The following is a 16,699-nucleotide window of genomic DNA, read 5'->3' on the forward strand; positions in this document are numbered from 1 at the left end:
TTCCGCATCCCGAAAGGCCAGGAACCGGATGACCGACGCGCCCGAGACGACTCCGCCGGTGGAGGACACCCCGCTGGCAGAGGTCCCGCCGCAGATCCAGGAGGCCGCGCGCGCGGCACCCGACCACTGGTTCGGCATGGTGGACCCCGCCTGGCAGGGGGAGGAAGCTCCACCGGACTGGGCCGTGGTGGGGCAGTACCGGTCGGACGCCGACGGCGCGGTGGTCGAATGGCGCTACAACGACGGCTACCGGCCCTCCCCGAGCGCCAACGGCTGGCCCCCACCCACCGATCCGGTCGACGAGGCGATACAGCTCGCGGCCACCGGGTACGGCCCCGAGGACGAGGTCTTCCGGCTGCTCGCCGACGCCGAGGTCTCCGTGCTGCTCGCACCGGACGGGAGGCCCGTCGAGGCGTGCGGCCCGGACGGTTCGCCCGTCGTTCCGGTCTTCACCTCAGGACCGCAGCTCAGGGCCGGGGGGCAGTACGCGTCGCGCGGTGCTCCGGTGCGGGACCTCCTCCCGGAGCTCCGTGAAGAAACATGCCTCTATGTGAATCCCGCAGGTGTGGTGAGCATGACCGTCACCCCTGAGCAGCTGGCGGTGGCCACCGAGCGGGCGGCGGAGGCCACCGCGGGGGACCGCCGGGCCGTGGGTGACGTGGGGCTGGACGGCGACGACGAAGACAGCGCGGCGAGTGGGCCTGCCGCACGGCCTCCGGGCGGGACGCGGGAACTGACGCAGCCGGTGGCGACCCTCGGAACCCTCGATACGACTGGGCCCGAGCCCGAGCCCGAGCCCGAGCCCGAACCGAAACCGGAACCGGAACCGGAACCGGAACTTGAGCCTGAGCCTGCGTCCGGACCTGAACCTGAGGCTGAGCGCCAACCTGAACCTGAACTGGAACGTGAGCCTGAGCTCCAGTCCGAGCCCGAACCTGACCTCGAATCTGAGCCGGGGACGGTGCCGGAACCCGGTCCGGAAGCGGAACCACAGCCCGTGAACCCAGTCGTGATCTCCCCTCAGGACCACCTCGTCAACATTCTGAGTGGGGGAACCGGCTGAGGAGCCGCTGGGCCTGTTCCGGACACAGGTGTGCGAAGGAAGGTTTCTCAAACCCTAGAATCAGCGACTGAACACCGGGCGTGTCACCGGCCATTGGCGCCTTGCGGCAATCTGCACACCTTTCAGGCGTCTGCGGTGATACACCGGAGTGTCGTAACTACGTGTCACACCGACCCCACCGGAAAGGTGTCATGACGACTTCCAAACCCAACGACTCTCCAGACGAGCTGACCGCCGTGGCCTCCGCGCAGGCCGGGGCGGAGGCCGTCGGCGAAGCCGAGGGGAAGCCGGAGACCGCCGCTACGACGGCGGAACGCATCCTGACCTCCGCACCGCCCACCGGCAGGCCGGCCGTACCGGCCGCGCTGGCCGAGCCGGAGGCCGAGCCCGAAGAACCCGTACGACGGGAGGAGACCTCAGAGACCGACGAGGCGGAGGCGGAGGCCGGGGGCAGCCTGGGCGGGCCCTCCGCACCCGCCTCGGGGCGGTCCACGCGCGCGGCCGAGCCGGAAACCTCGACGGCCTCATCCGCAGCGCCGTCGGCAGCAGCCGTGCCGGACACCCGGGCCGAGGCCGGCACGGGTACGACCACGTCGGCGGACGCCTCCACGGCGACCGCCGACCCGGCGACCGCCGGTACGGGGACGACCGCCTCCGTGGACGTCTCCACGACGGCCGCCGACACGGCCACCAGGCCCGCCGACACGGCCACCGGGTCCGCCGACACGGCCACCGGGTCCGCCGGCACCACCGACGAATCGTCCGTGGCGGCCGTCAAGGCCGCACCCGGCAGGCCGCACAAGAGCCTGCTCGCCGGCGCCGCCATCCTCGGGGCGCTGCTGATCTCCGTACCCTTCATGATCAGCGGCGGCGACGGTGACGACGGGAGGCCGGCCGCGAAGCCGGGCGCCACGCCCGGCACGATCCTGGGCGGCCTGGCGGCGGGCACGGTGCCCGGTGTGGTCGGCTCGCAGTCACCGTCTCCGGACGCGCTCACGGTGAAGGGCGGCGGGCAGCCCAGGACCATCACCACCACCGGGCCGGACGGCAGGACCGTGACCGTGACGGCGACGCCGAAGGCGGGCACGTCCGGTGGCGGCAAGGAGCCCTCGGGCGGTGGCGCACCGGCCCCCGTGAAGGCGGGACCGGGCGTGGTCGCCTCCGGCTCCGGAGGAACGTCCGGCAGTACCTCGTCCGGCTCGGGCGGCACGTCGGGCGGCACCGCCTCCGGCTCGACCTCGAACAACACGACCAAGTCGGCGCCGAGTGAACCCTGGCCCGGCGGCGTGCAGATCTACAGCCACGCCTCCGGCCGCTGCATCGGCGTCGCCGGGAGCCCGGGCGCGGCAACCGGCTCCAAGCTGGTCATCTGGGACTGCTACGACGAGTCGTACCAGCGATGGAAGTTCGTCGACGGCACCGTGCGGTCCGAGGGCAAGTGCATGAACGTCAGCGGCGGTGCGAAGGGTAACGGCGCGGTCATCAACTGGACCACGTGCAACGGTTCGGGCGCCCAGCAGTTCCGTCTGAACGCGGCCCACGACCTGACCAACCCGCAGTCCGGCAACAAGTGCGTCGACGTGGTCGATCAGCGGACCGACAACGGAGCGTCCCTCCAGCTGTGGCAGTGCGGCGGCACCCCCAACGAGAAGTGGAGCACGCGCACGCCGTAGACGGCCGGAGGTCTCTACGGACGAGAGGGGGTGCCCGCTCACCGCGACCGGTGAGCGGGCACCCTCGCGTACTGTCCGGAGCGTACGCCCGGAGCCCGGTCGGCCCACCGCACCTCGGTTACCCACGGCGCCCGTGAAACCGTACGCAGGGCCGCACGGCCGCCGGGCAGGGCGTTGGGACGCGTGGCCCGTACGCCGAGGTGTCGTGTCGCGCCTACCGCGGACGGGACCGGATTCCGATCACCGGGCGTCGCCGGACACGGTGGTCCAGCGCGGATCGATGCTGCCCAGCCACGCGTCCTGACGGTCGGCCAGTGGTTGCCTCAGGGGAAGGGGGAGGAACCGGCAGCTGAAGGTGAGGCCGGCGTCGTCCCCGTCGCCGTCGACACGGTGGTCCCACACGTCGGGGGTCTCTGCCGGTACCTGGAGGAAGAAGAAGCTGGTGCGTCGTGGCTGACCGGTGTCGGGATGGGGTGTGTCCTCCGCGGCGATCTGCCGGACGACCGTGGCCGTCCGCAGACCGGTCTCCTCGGCAACCTCCCGAAGGACCGCTTCCTCCGGACCTTCGTCTGATGCGACCCCTCCGGCCGGGACTTGCGTGCCGGCCTCGGGCATACCGAGGTGGTCGAACACCAGAACTTCGGGGATGGCGCGGTTCCGGATGACGTACGCGGCGACACGGATTCTGGGTCGGGTCATCCCGGCATTGTCCGGCATCCGCACGGTTAAGGGCCCGGCCGCCCCCCCCCCAACCGCCCCCCCCCTCTCCGTTCCGGGGCTGTGCTGCCGGGCCGGTGCCGGACGGTCAGCACAGCCGAGGCGCTCTGGAGGTGGCCCCTTCCCGGCCCCGCCGGCCACCTCGGAGGGCCGGCGGCGGCCGAACACGCGAGTGCGCCGGGCGGCCGGCTACAGATCCGCGATCCACGGATGCCCCGGGTGTACGCGGTCGAGCAGCCCGGCCAGGGTCTCGCGCTGGGACGGAGACAGGTGGGGGACGGTCGCGTCGAAGTCCGACTGGTCCTTCGGGCGGGCGTGCTTGGCCTTGAAGAGCAGGACCAGTTCGGGCGCCATGTACGGGATGCCGTCCTGGGTGTGGTGGATGATGTCGCTGTAGGGAAGCCGGATCCCCTCGTCGCGCCGGCAGATCCAGGTGTCGCCGTCGTGCGGTTCGCGGAACACGTCGAGCATGTAGTTGCCGGTGGCCGGATCGCGGAGCCACGTCTGATGCACGGCGGTCAGCACCTCCGGCGCCGCGTCCTCCCAGATCCGGCCACTGCCCGCCGCGTCGAAGGCGTACCCGGGGAAGCGCTGGCGGACCTCGGGAAAGCTCGCGGCCGGAATGGCGATCTCGATGTCCCCATGGGCGCGTGTCTGCCCGCCGCGGAACAGGTCCAGCGCCCAGCCCGCGGCCACGCACCAGGGCGTACCGATCCCGGCCAGCCACTGCGCGACCTCACTCGGGGCCCAGCAGGAGGACCACCTGGCGTGGAGTGCTTCGATCTCGTCGGACGACAGCTCGACGCCGCCGCCGGGCAGTTGCTCGCTCATCGCAGGAACCTATCAGCGGACCCGAAGGCCCCTGGCCGTGGTCGGTGAAGAAGGCCAGGGATACCCGCAGCAGTGCGCTTCCGGTGATCACACCAGGTCACCAGCCGTTCCGACTCCTCCGCGAACGGGCGACAGCTGGACCGGCGAGGCCACCGGTACCAACCTCCCGGGCAGCACGGACAGTCGCGCCATCGAGGCAGCACCGAGGCAGCACCGAGGCAGCACGGAGGCCACCGAGGCACCACGGAGTCCGGCTGCCCGGTTTGGCTCAGAAGCCTCGGAAGACGCCGTCCTCCTCGGCGGCGCCGACGAATTCCTCCCAGTCCATGTTGGCCAGGGAGATGTTGTTCTCGATGGACCACAGCTCCGACGCTACGACCCGGAGTGTGTCGAAGCCCGACCGCAGCACGTCGGTGTCCTCTTCCTCGTCGCTCATGTAGACGGCCAGCAGGGGCATCCCCGGCCCGGTCAGGGCCTGCGCGTCCGCCACGACCAGCAGATCGTCCTCGGTCGGCGCGAGCGCGACGACCTGCCCGGTGGTCAGGCCGTCGTAGGCCGGGTCGTCCACGATGTTCAGAACGGCGAGGAAGCCGTCCTCGTCGTCATCCTCGTCCTGGTCGGCCGGGGTGGTGACCGCGGTCCGAAGGGCCTGCCAGGCCGCCTCGTCGGAGAAATCGGTGCGGATCAGCAGGGTGGCATCGCTCTGCGGCAGGCTCTTCACGGCTGGGTCTCCTGGTGAGTGGTGCGTGGTGAGTGGTGAGTGGTGCGTGGTGACGGGCCGGGGGTGGCGACCCGGCACACATGCCTGCGCATGCTAGCGAATCCTCGCGCGCACACCTATCGAGTCGTCACCAGCTTGACAGGTGATGGTGTGGAGGATTAGCTGAGAGGGTCGAAGGGACCGAGCATGAACACCTACGCATACACCTGCATCCCGGGCCCCATGGGCCGCCCGAGCAGGGAGCAGCAGGCTCTCGACGCGCTGCTCCGCCGGGTGAACTGTAACGACCGGCGGGAGCCACCGGATCGGGAGATCGAGGAGTACACCCTCAGGACGCGCCGACTGGCGGCCATCACCTACCTCGGCTCGGTCCTGTGACGTCGCCGCCACCGCGCTGAACCGGGACGAGGTGCACGGGCGGCAGCCACTGCCTGCCGCCCGTGCGACGTAGGCCGGTTACGGGTTGCCGGTCCGTGGCCGTCCTGGAGGGGTTCGGTGAGGGCCCGACCGGCGGGCAGACCTGCCCGAGCGAGGCGGGACCGGACGGAGCGAGGCGGGACTGTGCCCGAGCGAGGCGGACTGTGGCCGAGCGAAGCGGGACGGAGCGACGGGGGACCGGCGGCGCGAGTATGGCGGGGAGCAGCGCGAACAGGTCGACACGCGAAGCCTGTCAGGCTCCGCCCGGCGGCTGGCCTCTCGGCATGCGTGCCTCTGTCGCCCCCTGCGTCCCGGCGGGATCGTCGCCTTCGCCGTTCGTACGCGCGGTGCCGCGGGCCCACAGGGCTACGGGCCTGACAGGCTCTCGAGACCGCAGGCTGCCGAGCCCACAGGCTACGGGCCCACAGGCCGGCACCTCAGGGCTACGAGCCCGCGAGCCTCCGCGCCCCACAGTCGTCCGACGCGGAAACGGGCCGTACCAACGCGTAGTTGACGCAGTCATTCGACGGATGTGCCCGTGACGCCGGTCCCGGGAGACTGGACGGAGACCAGACCGGTGAGGTCATTCCCCGGCCGGACCGACCGATGAACTTGGACACCGCCGACACGCCGCCAGATCCGCTACCGACCAGGTCGCCCCCACGGCGGCCGTTCACCCCAGCCGACCAGCCGCCCCCACGGCGACTGTTCAGCGAGAGCCGACCAGTCGCTACCGACCCGGCCGTCCCCACGGCGACCGTTCAGCCTCAACCGCCCAACCTCACCGCCCACCCCCACCGCCCAACTGCCTCCGGACGCCCGCATCCGACCCGCCGCCCCACCCGTGTCCGACACCCGCGCGGCACGTGAAATGTATCTCTTACGAAATATGTGTGCTTCCGCACACCTTGAGCGCTTGCGCAACACAATCGACCGATCTCATAGTTGCCTCAGGCAATGACATGGAGGCATGTGTGACCGGGAACGCCCCGTACGAGGAACTGATGCGACAGCTGAGCGCCATCGGCTGCGTACGCCGTGAGTTGGGCCGGATCCTGCCGGACGGCTGCTCCAGCGGATCGGCCACGGTGCTCGCGCTGCTCGGCCGGGACGGCCCCATGCGCATCGGCAGGCTCGCGGAACTGCTGGCCGTCGACATGTCGGTCACCAGCCGCCACGTCACGCACCTGACCGCGCTGGGCTGGATCGACCGTAGCGCCGACCCCGCGGACCGCCGTTCACGCATCCTGCGTCTGACCCCGTCGGGCCGCGACCGGCTCGCCGAACTGTCCGGACGTACGGCCCGGTTACTCGCCGACCGGCTGAGCGACTGGTCCGACGACGACATCAGCCGTCTGACGCGGCTCATGGCCCGGCTGAGGGCGAGCTTCGACGACGCGCGCACCGGGCCGGAGCCGCGGGCCCTGCCTCTCGAGGACGACCCGTCCTCCCGTACACCCGCCGTCACCACCTAAGGAAAGCGAACCATGACAACCATCCCGGAAGCCGGCGCGCGGGCTCACGTGCCCCGCCAGGACGGGGCTTCGGAGACGCCCATGACACACGCTCAGATCATGCGCGCGCTGTCCGGACTGCTGCTCGGCCTGTTCTGCGCCATCCTCTCCTCGACCGTCGTCACCAACGCGCTGCCGAGGATCATCAACGACCTCGGCGGCGGCCAGTCCGCCTACACCTGGGTCGTCACCGCCTCCCTGCTGGCGGTCACCGCGTCGACCCCCCTCTGGGGCAAGCTCGCCGACCAGTTCAGCAAGAAGGTGCTGGTCCAGTCGGCACTCGTCGTCTTCGTCGTCGGATCCCTGGTGGCCGGTCTGGCGCCGAACCCCGCGACGCTGATCACCGCCCGCGTCATCCAGGGCCTGGGCGGCGGCGGGCTGTCCGCCCTCGCACAGGTCGTGCTGGCCGCGATGATCTCGCCCCGTGAACGCGGCCGTTACTCCGGATACCTCGGCGCGACCTTCGCCGTCGCCACCGTCGGCGGCCCCCTGCTCGGAGGTGTCATCACCGACACCAGCTGGCTCGGCTGGCGCTGGTGCCTCTTCGTCGGCATCCCCTTCGCGATCGTCGCACTGGTGGTGCTCCAGCGGACCCTCGACCTCCCGGTGACCAAACGCGAGGTCAAGGTCGACTGGGCCGGCGCGTTCTTCGTCACCGCCGCGGTCTGCGTCCTGCTGCTCTGGGTCACCTTCGCCGACGACAAGTACGACTGGCTGTCCTGGCAGACGTACACGCTGGTCGGTGTGTCGATCGTGCTGACGCTCGTCTTCCTGTTCGTGGAGACGAAGGCCGCCGAGCCGATCATCCCGCTGCGGCTGTTCCGCAACCCCACGATCACCCTCGCCTCGGTCGCCTCGCTGTTCGTCGGCATCGCGCTGTTCGCGGGCACGGTCTTCTTCAGCCAGTACTTCCAGCTGGCGCGCGGCGACTCCCCGACCCGCTCGGGAGTCATGACGATCCCGTTCATCGCGGGCCTGTTCGTCTCCTCCACGGTCTCCGGCCGGATCATCACCCGCACCGGGAAGTGGAAGGGCTGGCTGCTGACGGGCGGCGTCCTGCTGGCGGTGGGCCTGGCCCTGCTGGGCATGCTCCGCCACGACACCTCGTACCTCTTCATCGCCTTCTGCATGACGCTGATGGGCCTCGGCGTCGGTATGACCCTGCAGAACCTCGTGCTCTGCACGCAGAACCAGGTGTCCGCGGCGGATCTGGGCGCCGCGTCCTCCACGGTGACGTTCTTCCGGTCCCTCGGCGGCGCGGTGGGCGTCTCCGTGCTCGGTTCGGTCCTCACCACCAGGATCGGCCACTACGCCCGCGAGACCATCACCCAGCTCGACCCGCAGGACCAGGCGGTGGCCGCGAAGGCCTCCGGCGGCGGCGCACTGCCCGACCTCGCCCTCCTGCCCGCACCGGTCCGCACCTGGCTGGAGAGCGCCTACGGCCACGGCATCGGCGACATCTTCCTGTACGTCGCCCCGGTCGCCCTGGTCGCCTTCCTGGTGACGCTGTTCATCAAGGAGGTCCCACTGCGCGCCTCCAGCGGCCTGGTCCAGGCCGCGCAGGAGGTACGGAACGCCGGGGCGCCCGCGCCCGGACCGGCCCTCGCGCCCGCACCCTCCGCCGAGGGCGTCTCCGTGCACGGCCGGGTCCGGGGCGCCGAGAGCATGCTCCTCCTGGGCGGCGCCGTCACCCTGAACTCCCTGGAGGGCCGCCAACTGGCCCGCGCGGCCGTCCGGACGGACGGCTCCTACACGGTGGACGCCCCGGGCACCGGACAGTACGTCCTGATCACCTCCGCCGACGGCTACCAGCCGCACACGTCCACGATCACGGTGGACGACGACGGGGAGGTCCACGACATCGTGCTGACGGTACCGGCGGGCTGACCGCTCCGGCGAGGCCGGGTGCCGCTCTCCGGCCCGGAGAGCGGCCCACCGGCGCCGCACCGCGCCCGGCGCGGGGGGCGCGCTCACAATCCTTCCTGCCCCTCACGCAACGGCCCTTTCCCGAAACGGGGTTCACGCCCGAGGGGGAACACCCTCACTCGTGCCCGGCCTGCCTCGTGTGTGATCTCCTTACATGTCCATCCCGTGTTCACATGTATCTCGATGACCGGGTCCCCGTCCCTGCCGCCGCCCGCCTGCGCGGGCGGGTGCAGTGCGTACGGAACAACCGGTCACGCCCCGTGTCCGTCCCTCGGACACGGCCGTCCCGAAAGGACTCATGATGATCAACAGGCGTTCTCTCCTGCGTACCGGCGGCGTCGCGGCTGCCGGTGCACTCGGCACCGCCGCCGCCCTGTCGTCCCCCGCCAAGGCTGCCGGACCGGCCCCGCACGCCCACGCCCCGGGCTCGGCGGACCCCGATCCGACCGCAGGGGTCACCCGTACCCTGCTCCAGGAGCAGCCTTCACCCGCCGAGGGGTGGGAAGCCGTGCAGACGCTGGTGCGGATCCCCCGGCGCAAGGAGTCCGGGCGGCACAGCCATCCGGGCGTCGAGGTCGGATACATCGTCCAGGGCGACGTGGTGATGGAGTTCGACGACAGGCCGTCGCTCCGGCTCCGCACGGGCGACCCGTTCTTCATCCCGGACGGTGTCATCCACAACGCCCGCAACGTCGGCAAGGTGACGACGATGATGCTGTCGACGTACGTCGTCGACGAGACGAAGCCGCTCGTGACCACCTACTGAGGCTGTCGGGGAAGCAGCCGCCCGGACCGGTCGGTTGCCCTTCCGTCAGCCCGGAACGGCCGCCTTCCCGGAGGAGGTCCTCGGGACGGCCGCCGTGTTGGCGGCGACGATGACGCAGATGGCCGTCCACGCGGCCGCATCGAGGTGCTGGTGGAGCACGACCAGGCCGACCAGGGCGGCGAGGACGGGATTGACGCTCATGAACACGCCGAAGAAGTGTGCGGGGACACGGCGTAGTGCCAGCAGGTCGGCGAGGAAGGGCACCGCCGAGGACAGCACTCCGGCTGCCAGGGCGCAGCCGAGGGCGACCGGGGTGGGCGGGTGCTGCCAGAGCGCCAGGGCGCCGACGGGAAGGTAGAGCGCGCCCGAGACGGCCGCGGCGGCGGCCGAGCCCTCCAGCCCCGGGAGGCGCCGGCCGACGGTGCGGTTGAGCAGGATGTAGCAGCCCCAGCACACGGCGGCGAGCAGCGCCAGACCGATGCCGAGGTAGTCGGTGGTCGCGGACGGGCGGGTGAGCACGACGACTCCCACCGCCGCGGCCAGCGCGCACAGGGCGTCGGTCCGGCGGCGGGACCCGGCGAGCGCCACGGCCAGGGGCCCGCAGAACTCCAGGGTGACGGCCCGCCCGAGCCCGATGCGGTCGATGGCCGCGTACAGCGACAGGTTCATCAGGGCGAACACCAGGGCCAGTCCCAGTACCGGCCGCCACTGCGCCGCCGTGAACGACCTCGGGTGCGGCCTGCCCGCCGCCCAGAGCACCGCGGCGGCCACCCACTGGCGGACCGCGACCACCCCCGCCGGGCCGATCACCGGGAACGCCAGGGCCGCCACCGACGCTCCGACCTGGTTCGACAGGCCGCTGCCCAGCATGAGCGCCACCCCGGCCCGGCCAGGCCCGTCCGTGCCCGGCGTACCGCCGTGGGCGGGGAGGACCCGCCCCGTGCCCTGTGAGGTTTCCATGCCGACACCGTGCTTCCCCTCCAGGGATACGCAAAATGCATCGACGGCACCGTCGATACGCTGAGCGTATGGATACGCACGGCAGGGACTCCGCCGGAATGGAGCTGAAGCACCTGCGCTGTCTGGTCGCCATCGTCGACACCGGCAGCTTCACCGACGCGGCACTGGAACTGGGCGTCTCGCAGGCCGCCGTCTCCCGCAACCTCCTCGCCCTGGAGAAGATCCTGGGGGTGCGGCTGCTGCACCGCACCAGCCGCACGATCGAGCCCACCACCGCGGGCGTGCGGGCCCTGGCCCGCGCCCGCCTCCTGCTGGCAGGCGCCGAGGAACTCGTCTCCGAAGCCGCCTCCGGCCACGGCCGCCTGCACATCGGTCACGCGTGGTCGGCCTTCGGGCGCCACACCACCGAGTTCCAGCGCCGCTGGCACCACGACCACCCCGGCATCGAACTCCGGCTCGTCCGGCACAACTCCTCCACCGGCGGGCTCGCCGAAGGACGGTGCGACCTCGCGGTGATCCGTGCCCCGCTCGACCTGAAACCCTGGGCACACGCCGTCGTCGGCCACGAGCACCGCTATGTGGCCCTCGCCTCCGACGACCCGTGGGCGCGTCGCCGCAGCGTCCGCCTGGACGAGGTCGCCACGCGCACACTCGCCCTGGACCGCCGTACGGGCACCACCACCCTGGCTCTGTGGCAGGGGGCCGAGCGGCCCGCGGTCGAGTACATCCACGACATCGACGACTGGCTCGCCGCCATCGCCTCCGGCCGCTGCGTCGGTGTCACTCCCCGGGCCACCGCGGCCCAGTACCGCCGCGACGGCATCACCTACCGCCCGCTGCGCGACGCCGAACCCGTCCCCGTCCACCTCATCTGGCGCCGTCAGGCTCCCCACCCCGCCACCCACGCCGCCGTCGCCCTCGCCGTCGACCTCTACGGCGGGAACCGGCGTGCCCGCACGGATGAACAGCGGTGAGCGGTCACCCCGCCCGGCCCGTGGCGCCCGGAGCAGGTCGGAAGCAGCGAAGGCCAACGGCCCCGACACCGTTCGCCGTTCGTCCGTGCGATCGTCCGCAGCCCGGCCCGCCCGAGGGCACGTTCTTCACCTCCCGGCCACGGATCGCCGGTTTTCAGACACATGTGTGCGGCTGGAAGACACACCTTGATCACACCTTGTGTGTCTCATAGTGTGTGTCCGCCGGGGTGCCCCGGGCCTCGATGAAAGGGTGTGTGACATGTTGTCCCAGTCGTTCTCCAAGCGTGCTGCCGCAGGTGTCGTCGGAGCCGCTCTGGCCTCCGGTCTCCTGCTGTCCGCAGGCCAGGCCCAGGCGGCCACGGCGGCGATCGGCGCGGGCCGGGTGCAGCTCTGCGCGCAGGGCAACTACGCGGCGTACCTGGTCTTCAACACCGCACAGCAGAACCAGCAGGGCGTCGCCACGGCCACCGTGAGCGCGGGGTCCTGCCAGACCTTCGACATCGTCAACTACGGCGGCGGCCAGCAGACCGGCATCAGCGTGATCGGCAAGTACAACACCAGCAGCGGCACCTTCTACGTCGACGGGCTGAACGTCGACCCCACCGGCGGAGGCTGGAAGCTCTTCGCCAAGGGGACGACGGCGAACGCCGGGGCCGGCTCCTGGATGGAGATCGAGGCCAACCCGCGGACCGGCGGCTGACCACGGGCCCAGGGAAGACCGCCCCACGGCGCTGTCCGCCGTGGGGCGGAGCCATGCCCCGCCACCGGTTCCGGTGCTCACACGTCACGGCCCGCGGCGACCGTCGTCCGGACGGCACGGCCCTCGGCGCCACCGGGCGGACTCCCCGCCTGCCGGGCCATGGATACCAGCCTCAGGGGAGGCGTCGGTAGACGTGCGGGCCCCTACAATCTGCGCCATGGACCTCTTCCGGCGCACGGCACAAGGCCGTGGCCTCCTCGCACGTGTCATCCTCGCCGGGAGCTCCGCGGACGGGCGCCCCACACCGGTCCAGCGGTTCGCCGCCCGCCGGCCCGTCGCCCTGGCCCTGTACGCCGGTACGCCGATCGGCGTCATCATCGCCCTGGCGGCCCGGCCCGTGCTCGGTACGGCCTCGGGTGTCTTCTTCGTCGCCGCGAACTGGGTCCTCGTCACCTGCGCCTTCGCCCTGGTCGCCTTCGCGGAACGGGCGCGTCAGCGCCTTCTCGACCGCGTGGGGAAGGAGCATCCGAGCCGACGCCGCGAACTCCCCGGGCGGAAGAGGCTCGACCTCTGATCCCCGCCGCCGTCCCGTAGGCCACGAGCGCCGAGCGGCCGGCGCCCGTCCAGGGGTGGGCCGACGCCGGCAGAGCTACGTACGCGAGGCCGGAACGGACGCATCATCATGTGTCCCCGGACCGGCCCCGGCGACGGGCGGCGGAAGGGCTCTCCAGCATCAAGACCGACCCGAAGGCGCAGCTCAAGCCCGGTGACGTCGAACAGTACGACGTCTACCCGGACTGAAGCCGTACGCCCCGCTGCGTCCCGGTCACAGCCGGGGCCACGCCCCGGGCCCCGCGCGTTCCGTTGCGGAGCCCGGGGTGGGCCCGCCTCCGGGCTCGGGATGTTCCGTTGCGAGGCCTGCGGGTTCCCCTCAGAGCTCGGGACGTTGCGTGGCGAAGCCCGTTGGGTTTCGCCTCCATGTTTCCGCACGTTCCGCCCGAAGCCCAGAGGGTTCGACCCTGCCACTCCGTACGTCACATCGCGCAGCCCCGGGGCGTGGCCACCCGCGCGCCCCCGAACGGCGGCCGAACTGTCAGTCCGCCGAACGCCGTTGACGGAAGCGCCGACGCGCGCGGTCACCGACTTCCCCCACGGCGATCACCAGCACCGCGCTCGCCGCACATCCCGCGAGGCTCGCCGGCTGACCGACGACCTCGCCCAGACACCAGAAGGCCGCGGTGATGGCCGCCCACCACACGGCCCACGAGCTGACCGTGGACCACCAACGCCGATTCCTCATGCCCTCAGGATATGTCCCGTGCGCCCGGGCCGGTTGGGGGCGGGGACCGGAGAGAGGCGCCGGACACCCCCGGGGAGAGGAATCGCGAACGCCGATTCCGTCAGCCGGGCCCTGCCAGGCCTCGGCTGGTTCTTCCGCCGGCCCGGCTGCCCACCGACCCGCCTGCGTCGGTGCTTTCACCAGCCCGGCCGCTCGCCGACCCGCCCGCCGTGGGTGCTTCCGCCGACCGGTCCGACAGCCGCTGGTCCCTGCCGGGCAGTCAGCCGGTGCTCTTGCCCACCCACCTGCCATGCCCCTGCCCTGCCCCGCCCCGGCACGCCCGTCGGCGGGGCGGACGGTTCCACGGCGGGAGGGAGCGGGCGGTGCCCGATGTCCCGGGGCCGACTACCGCCGGTCCGGGCCTGCCTGATCGCCCGCCCTCGTAGGGGCGTACGACCGCGCCTGTCGGCCCCGCCCGGCCCCGGATCCGCGACGGCCGCTCGAAGGGCCGCTCCGCGAACGGTCGCCGAGAACATACGTATCGACTCCGACAACCTGGCACTTCCTGTCACCGCAGTGTCCGGCGACCCATCAGGTGAAGCCACACATACGTCTAAGGTTGTTCGGTGACGAGTAGCAACATGACCCGCGCCCCGGTCCCGGACGACACCCGCCCGGCGACGGAACAGCAGGACTGGCAGGAGCGGCTCCGCCGCTTCGGATACGTGGCGCGTCCGGGGGCAGGGATCCGCGAGCGCCTGGTCCCGCCCTTCCCGAAGCCGTCCGCCCGCCCGTGGGAGCTGGCACGGCTCGATCCGGCACGGGCGTACCGCGTCGCGAGGGTGATGGACTGGCTGGGGCCCGTACTCGTCGCCCTCCTCGCCGGGGCCATCCGCTTCTGGCACCTCGGCCGGCCCCGTGGCCTCTCCTTCGACGAGACCTACTACGCCAAGGACGCCTGGTCCATGCTCCGGCTCGGTTACGAGGGGACCTGGCCGGACCGCAAGATATCCGACCCGCAGATACTCGCCGACCCCCAGACGATCCCGCTCTCCGACGCCGGGGCCTTCGTCGCGCACCCGCCGACCGGCAAGTGGGTGATCGCCCTCGGCGAGTGGATGTTCGGCCTCGGCCCCTTCGGCTGGCGCTTCATGACGGCGGCCCTGGGCACACTTTCGGTGCTCATGCTGTGCCGGACGGGCCGCCGCCTGTTCCGGTCCACGTTCCTCGGCTGCCTGGCCGGCACGCTGATGGCGATCGACGGCCTGCACGTCGTGATGAGCCGTACCGCACTGCTGGACCTCGTCGTCATGTTCTTCGTCCTGGCGGCGTTCGGATGCCTCCTGATCGACCGTGACCACGCCCGGGCCAGGCTCGCGGCTGCCCTGCCCGTCGGCCCGGACGGCCGGGTACGCCCGGACGGGCGCACCGGTGACCACGCCGGAACGGGGCCGCGCCCCTGGCGGACCGGCGCCGGTCTCTTCCTGGGGCTGGCGGCCTCCACCAAGTGGAACGGCCTCTACGTCCTGGTCTTCTTCGTGGCCCTCACCCTGCTCTGGGACGTCGGAGCCCGCCGCACCGCGGGCGCCGGACGACCGTACCGGGCGGTGCTCCGCAAGGACTTCGGCTGGTCGGTCCTGTCCCTGGTCCCCGTCGCCGTGGTGACGTACCTGGCGACCTGGACCGGCTGGTTCCTCTCCGACAACGGCTACGGACGCCACTGGGCCGACGGACGCGGCGGCACCTGGTCGTGGATCCCCGCCCCGCTCCGCAGCCTCTGGCACTACGAATACGGGGTCTACCAGTTCAACGTGGGCCTCCACACCCCCCACACCTACGAGTCCAACCCCTGGAGCTGGCTCGTCCTGGGACGCCCCGTGCTGTTCCACTACGAGTCGCCCGGACCCGGCCAGGACGGCTGCCGCACGGCCGTCGACTGCTCGCAGACGGTCCTCGCCCTCGGCACACCCCTCCTGTGGTGGACGGCCTGCTGCGCCCTCGTGTACCTGCTCTACCGGTGGGCCCTGCGCCGCGACTGGCGCGCCGGCGCCGTCCTGTGCGCGGCCGGTGCCGGGTATCTGCCCTGGTTCCTCTACCAGGACCGTACGATCTTCAGCTTCTACGCGGTCGTCTTCGTGCCCTATCTCTGCCTGGCCGTGACGATGATGCTGGCAGCCCTGCTGGGACCGCCGGGCGCGACCGGCGGACGCCGTACGGGGGGTGCGGTGGCCGCAGGTGTGCTGGTCCTGCTCATCGCCTGGAACTTCGTCTACTTCTTCCCTGTCTTCACCGGACAGACGATCCCGTACGCCGGCTGGCACGACAGGATGTGGCTCGACACCTGGATGTGAGGCACGGAGGCGGGAGAGACCCCCGCATCGCGGGGCACCGGCCGGGCCGATGTCGGCGAGCGCCCGCACCGCCTCTCGCCCCGGGGCGGTGCCCGTGACGCGTCACGGTCCGCTCGACGGCGCGGCGCGGGACGATCCGGTACGTCGTCCGGTGGAGCGCGGCCTCCGAACCGCCGGCCGGCGGAGGTGGTGAAACCCGCTCGACCGGGTCACCCCCGAGAGGAGACTCTTGGGTATGGAGTTCCTCTGCTACCACCGCGACCGGCCCGGCTCCCTTGCCCTGCGCGAAGAACTGCTGGAAGAGCACTGGGCGTACATGGACCAGTATGCGAAGGAGATGATCGCCCGGGGCCCGACCCTCACCGACGACGGTGACACCCCCACCGGAAGCGTGCACGTCCTCGACCTCCCCGATCCCGCCACGGCCCGCGCGTTCGCGTTCGACGAACCGAACTACCGGGCCGGCGTCTACCGGGACGTCCTGCTGCGGCGGTGGCGCAACACCCTGGGGCGCACCATGTGGGACTTCCCCGGCGGCCCGGAAGGTGGCAACCGGTATCTGGTGCTCGGCCTCGGCGCGGGGCCGGCCGCCGATCTCGCGGTGCCGTCGGACCGGGACGAACTGATCGCCTACGGACCGCTGTTGTCCGACGACGGCACCACCTGGCTGGGCACGGCGGTACTGCTCCGGGCACCGGACCCGGACACGGCGCGCGCGATCCTGACCCCGGACCGTTACGCCGACGTCGAAGTGCACAACTGGCAGTTCGGAGGGCGCGACTGAGGTGGGGCGCCCCGGCCCCGGCC

At 71.7% G+C, this 16,699-nt stretch carries 16 protein-coding genes; 11 read left to right on the plus strand and 5 right to left on the minus strand.

Going from position 1 to position 16,699, the window contains the following annotated elements; all coding sequences use genetic code 11:
• The first annotated feature begins 28 nt into the window (after positions 1-28).
• Positions 29-1,063, plus strand: a complete 1,035-nt coding sequence (locus ACFVS9_RS20520) for a type VII secretion system-associated protein (RefSeq protein ID WP_389934188.1) — start codon at positions 29-31, stop codon at positions 1,061-1,063.
• A gap of 191 nt (positions 1,064-1,254) precedes the next feature.
• Positions 1,255-2,736, plus strand: a complete 1,482-nt coding sequence (locus ACFVS9_RS20525; RefSeq protein ID WP_389934191.1) for a ricin-type beta-trefoil lectin domain protein — start codon at positions 1,255-1,257, stop codon at positions 2,734-2,736.
• A gap of 240 nt (positions 2,737-2,976) precedes the next feature.
• Here ACFVS9_RS20525 and ACFVS9_RS20530 read toward each other — a convergent pair whose 3' ends face one another.
• The 3 genes from ACFVS9_RS20530 to ACFVS9_RS20540 all read right to left on the minus strand — a co-directional run bounded on the left by ACFVS9_RS20530 (position 2,977) and on the right by ACFVS9_RS20540 (position 5,005).
• Positions 2,977-3,435, minus strand: a complete 459-nt coding sequence (locus ACFVS9_RS20530; RefSeq protein WP_389934194.1) for an NUDIX domain-containing protein — start codon at positions 3,433-3,435, stop codon at positions 2,977-2,979.
• Between the two features lie 207 nt (positions 3,436-3,642).
• Positions 3,643-4,284: a nucleotidyltransferase domain-containing protein gene (locus ACFVS9_RS20535; protein WP_389934197.1), complete on the minus strand. Its 642-nt coding sequence runs from the start codon at positions 4,282-4,284 to the stop codon at positions 3,643-3,645.
• A 268-nt stretch (positions 4,285-4,552) separates the two neighbouring features.
• Positions 4,553-5,005 (minus strand): DUF6924 domain-containing protein, encoded by a 453-nt coding sequence (locus tag ACFVS9_RS20540; RefSeq protein ID WP_383114248.1) that lies wholly within the window; start codon positions 5,003-5,005, stop codon positions 4,553-4,555.
• A 186-nt stretch (positions 5,006-5,191) separates the two neighbouring features.
• On the opposite strand from ACFVS9_RS20540, the gene ACFVS9_RS20545 reads away from it, so the two are divergent.
• The 4 genes from ACFVS9_RS20545 to ACFVS9_RS20560 all read left to right on the plus strand — a co-directional run bounded on the left by ACFVS9_RS20545 (position 5,192) and on the right by ACFVS9_RS20560 (position 9,628).
• A complete protein-coding gene (locus tag ACFVS9_RS20545; protein WP_383114247.1) occupies positions 5,192-5,383 on the plus strand; it encodes a hypothetical protein in 192 nt (63 codons plus the stop codon).
• 1,013 nt (positions 5,384-6,396) lie between these two features.
• A complete protein-coding gene (locus ACFVS9_RS20550; protein WP_383114246.1) occupies positions 6,397-6,897 on the plus strand; it encodes a MarR family winged helix-turn-helix transcriptional regulator in 501 nt (166 codons plus the stop codon).
• Positions 6,898-6,978: 81 nt separating this feature from the next.
• Positions 6,979-8,823: an MFS transporter gene (locus ACFVS9_RS20555; protein WP_389934202.1), complete on the plus strand. Its 1,845-nt coding sequence runs from the start codon at positions 6,979-6,981 to the stop codon at positions 8,821-8,823.
• Positions 8,824-9,160: 337 nt separating this feature from the next.
• Positions 9,161-9,628, plus strand: coding sequence for a cupin domain-containing protein (locus tag ACFVS9_RS20560; protein WP_389934205.1), 468 nt, complete (start codon positions 9,161-9,163; stop codon positions 9,626-9,628).
• A 45-nt stretch (positions 9,629-9,673) separates the two neighbouring features.
• Here ACFVS9_RS20560 and ACFVS9_RS20565 read toward each other — a convergent pair whose 3' ends face one another.
• The gene (locus tag ACFVS9_RS20565) at positions 9,674-10,498 is read right to left on the minus strand and encodes a DMT family transporter (protein ID WP_383114252.1); all 825 of its coding nucleotides are present in this window, start codon (positions 10,496-10,498) and stop codon (positions 9,674-9,676) included.
• Positions 10,499-10,656: 158 nt separating this feature from the next.
• On the opposite strand from ACFVS9_RS20565, the gene ACFVS9_RS20570 reads away from it, so the two are divergent.
• The 3 genes from ACFVS9_RS20570 to ACFVS9_RS20580 all read left to right on the plus strand — a co-directional run bounded on the left by ACFVS9_RS20570 (position 10,657) and on the right by ACFVS9_RS20580 (position 12,836).
• On the plus strand, positions 10,657-11,562 hold the full coding sequence (locus ACFVS9_RS20570; protein ID WP_389934208.1) for a LysR family transcriptional regulator: 906 nt from the start codon (positions 10,657-10,659) through the stop codon (positions 11,560-11,562).
• A gap of 259 nt (positions 11,563-11,821) precedes the next feature.
• Positions 11,822-12,262, plus strand: a complete 441-nt coding sequence (locus ACFVS9_RS20575; protein WP_383114242.1) for a hypothetical protein — start codon at positions 11,822-11,824, stop codon at positions 12,260-12,262.
• A 217-nt stretch (positions 12,263-12,479) separates the two neighbouring features.
• The gene (locus tag ACFVS9_RS20580) at positions 12,480-12,836 is read left to right on the plus strand and encodes a hypothetical protein (RefSeq protein ID WP_383114241.1); all 357 of its coding nucleotides are present in this window, start codon (positions 12,480-12,482) and stop codon (positions 12,834-12,836) included.
• 519 nt (positions 12,837-13,355) lie between these two features.
• Here the strand turns inward: ACFVS9_RS20580 and ACFVS9_RS20585 are convergent.
• Positions 13,356-13,562 (minus strand): hypothetical protein, encoded by a 207-nt coding sequence (locus ACFVS9_RS20585; protein WP_389934212.1) that lies wholly within the window; start codon positions 13,560-13,562, stop codon positions 13,356-13,358.
• 620 nt (positions 13,563-14,182) lie between these two features.
• Here ACFVS9_RS20585 and ACFVS9_RS20590 point away from each other — a divergent pair.
• On the plus strand, positions 14,183-15,892 hold the full coding sequence (locus ACFVS9_RS20590; protein ID WP_389934351.1) for a dolichyl-phosphate-mannose--protein mannosyltransferase: 1,710 nt from the start codon (positions 14,183-14,185) through the stop codon (positions 15,890-15,892).
• A 235-nt stretch (positions 15,893-16,127) separates the two neighbouring features.
• Positions 16,128-16,676, plus strand: a complete 549-nt coding sequence (locus ACFVS9_RS20595; RefSeq protein ID WP_389934215.1) for a YciI family protein — start codon at positions 16,128-16,130, stop codon at positions 16,674-16,676.
• The last annotated feature ends 23 nt before the right edge of the window (positions 16,677-16,699 follow it).

This window comes from Streptomyces sp. NPDC058008 (genome assembly GCF_042886395.1).
Taxonomy (GTDB): Bacteria; Actinomycetota; Actinomycetes; order Streptomycetales; family Streptomycetaceae; genus Streptomyces.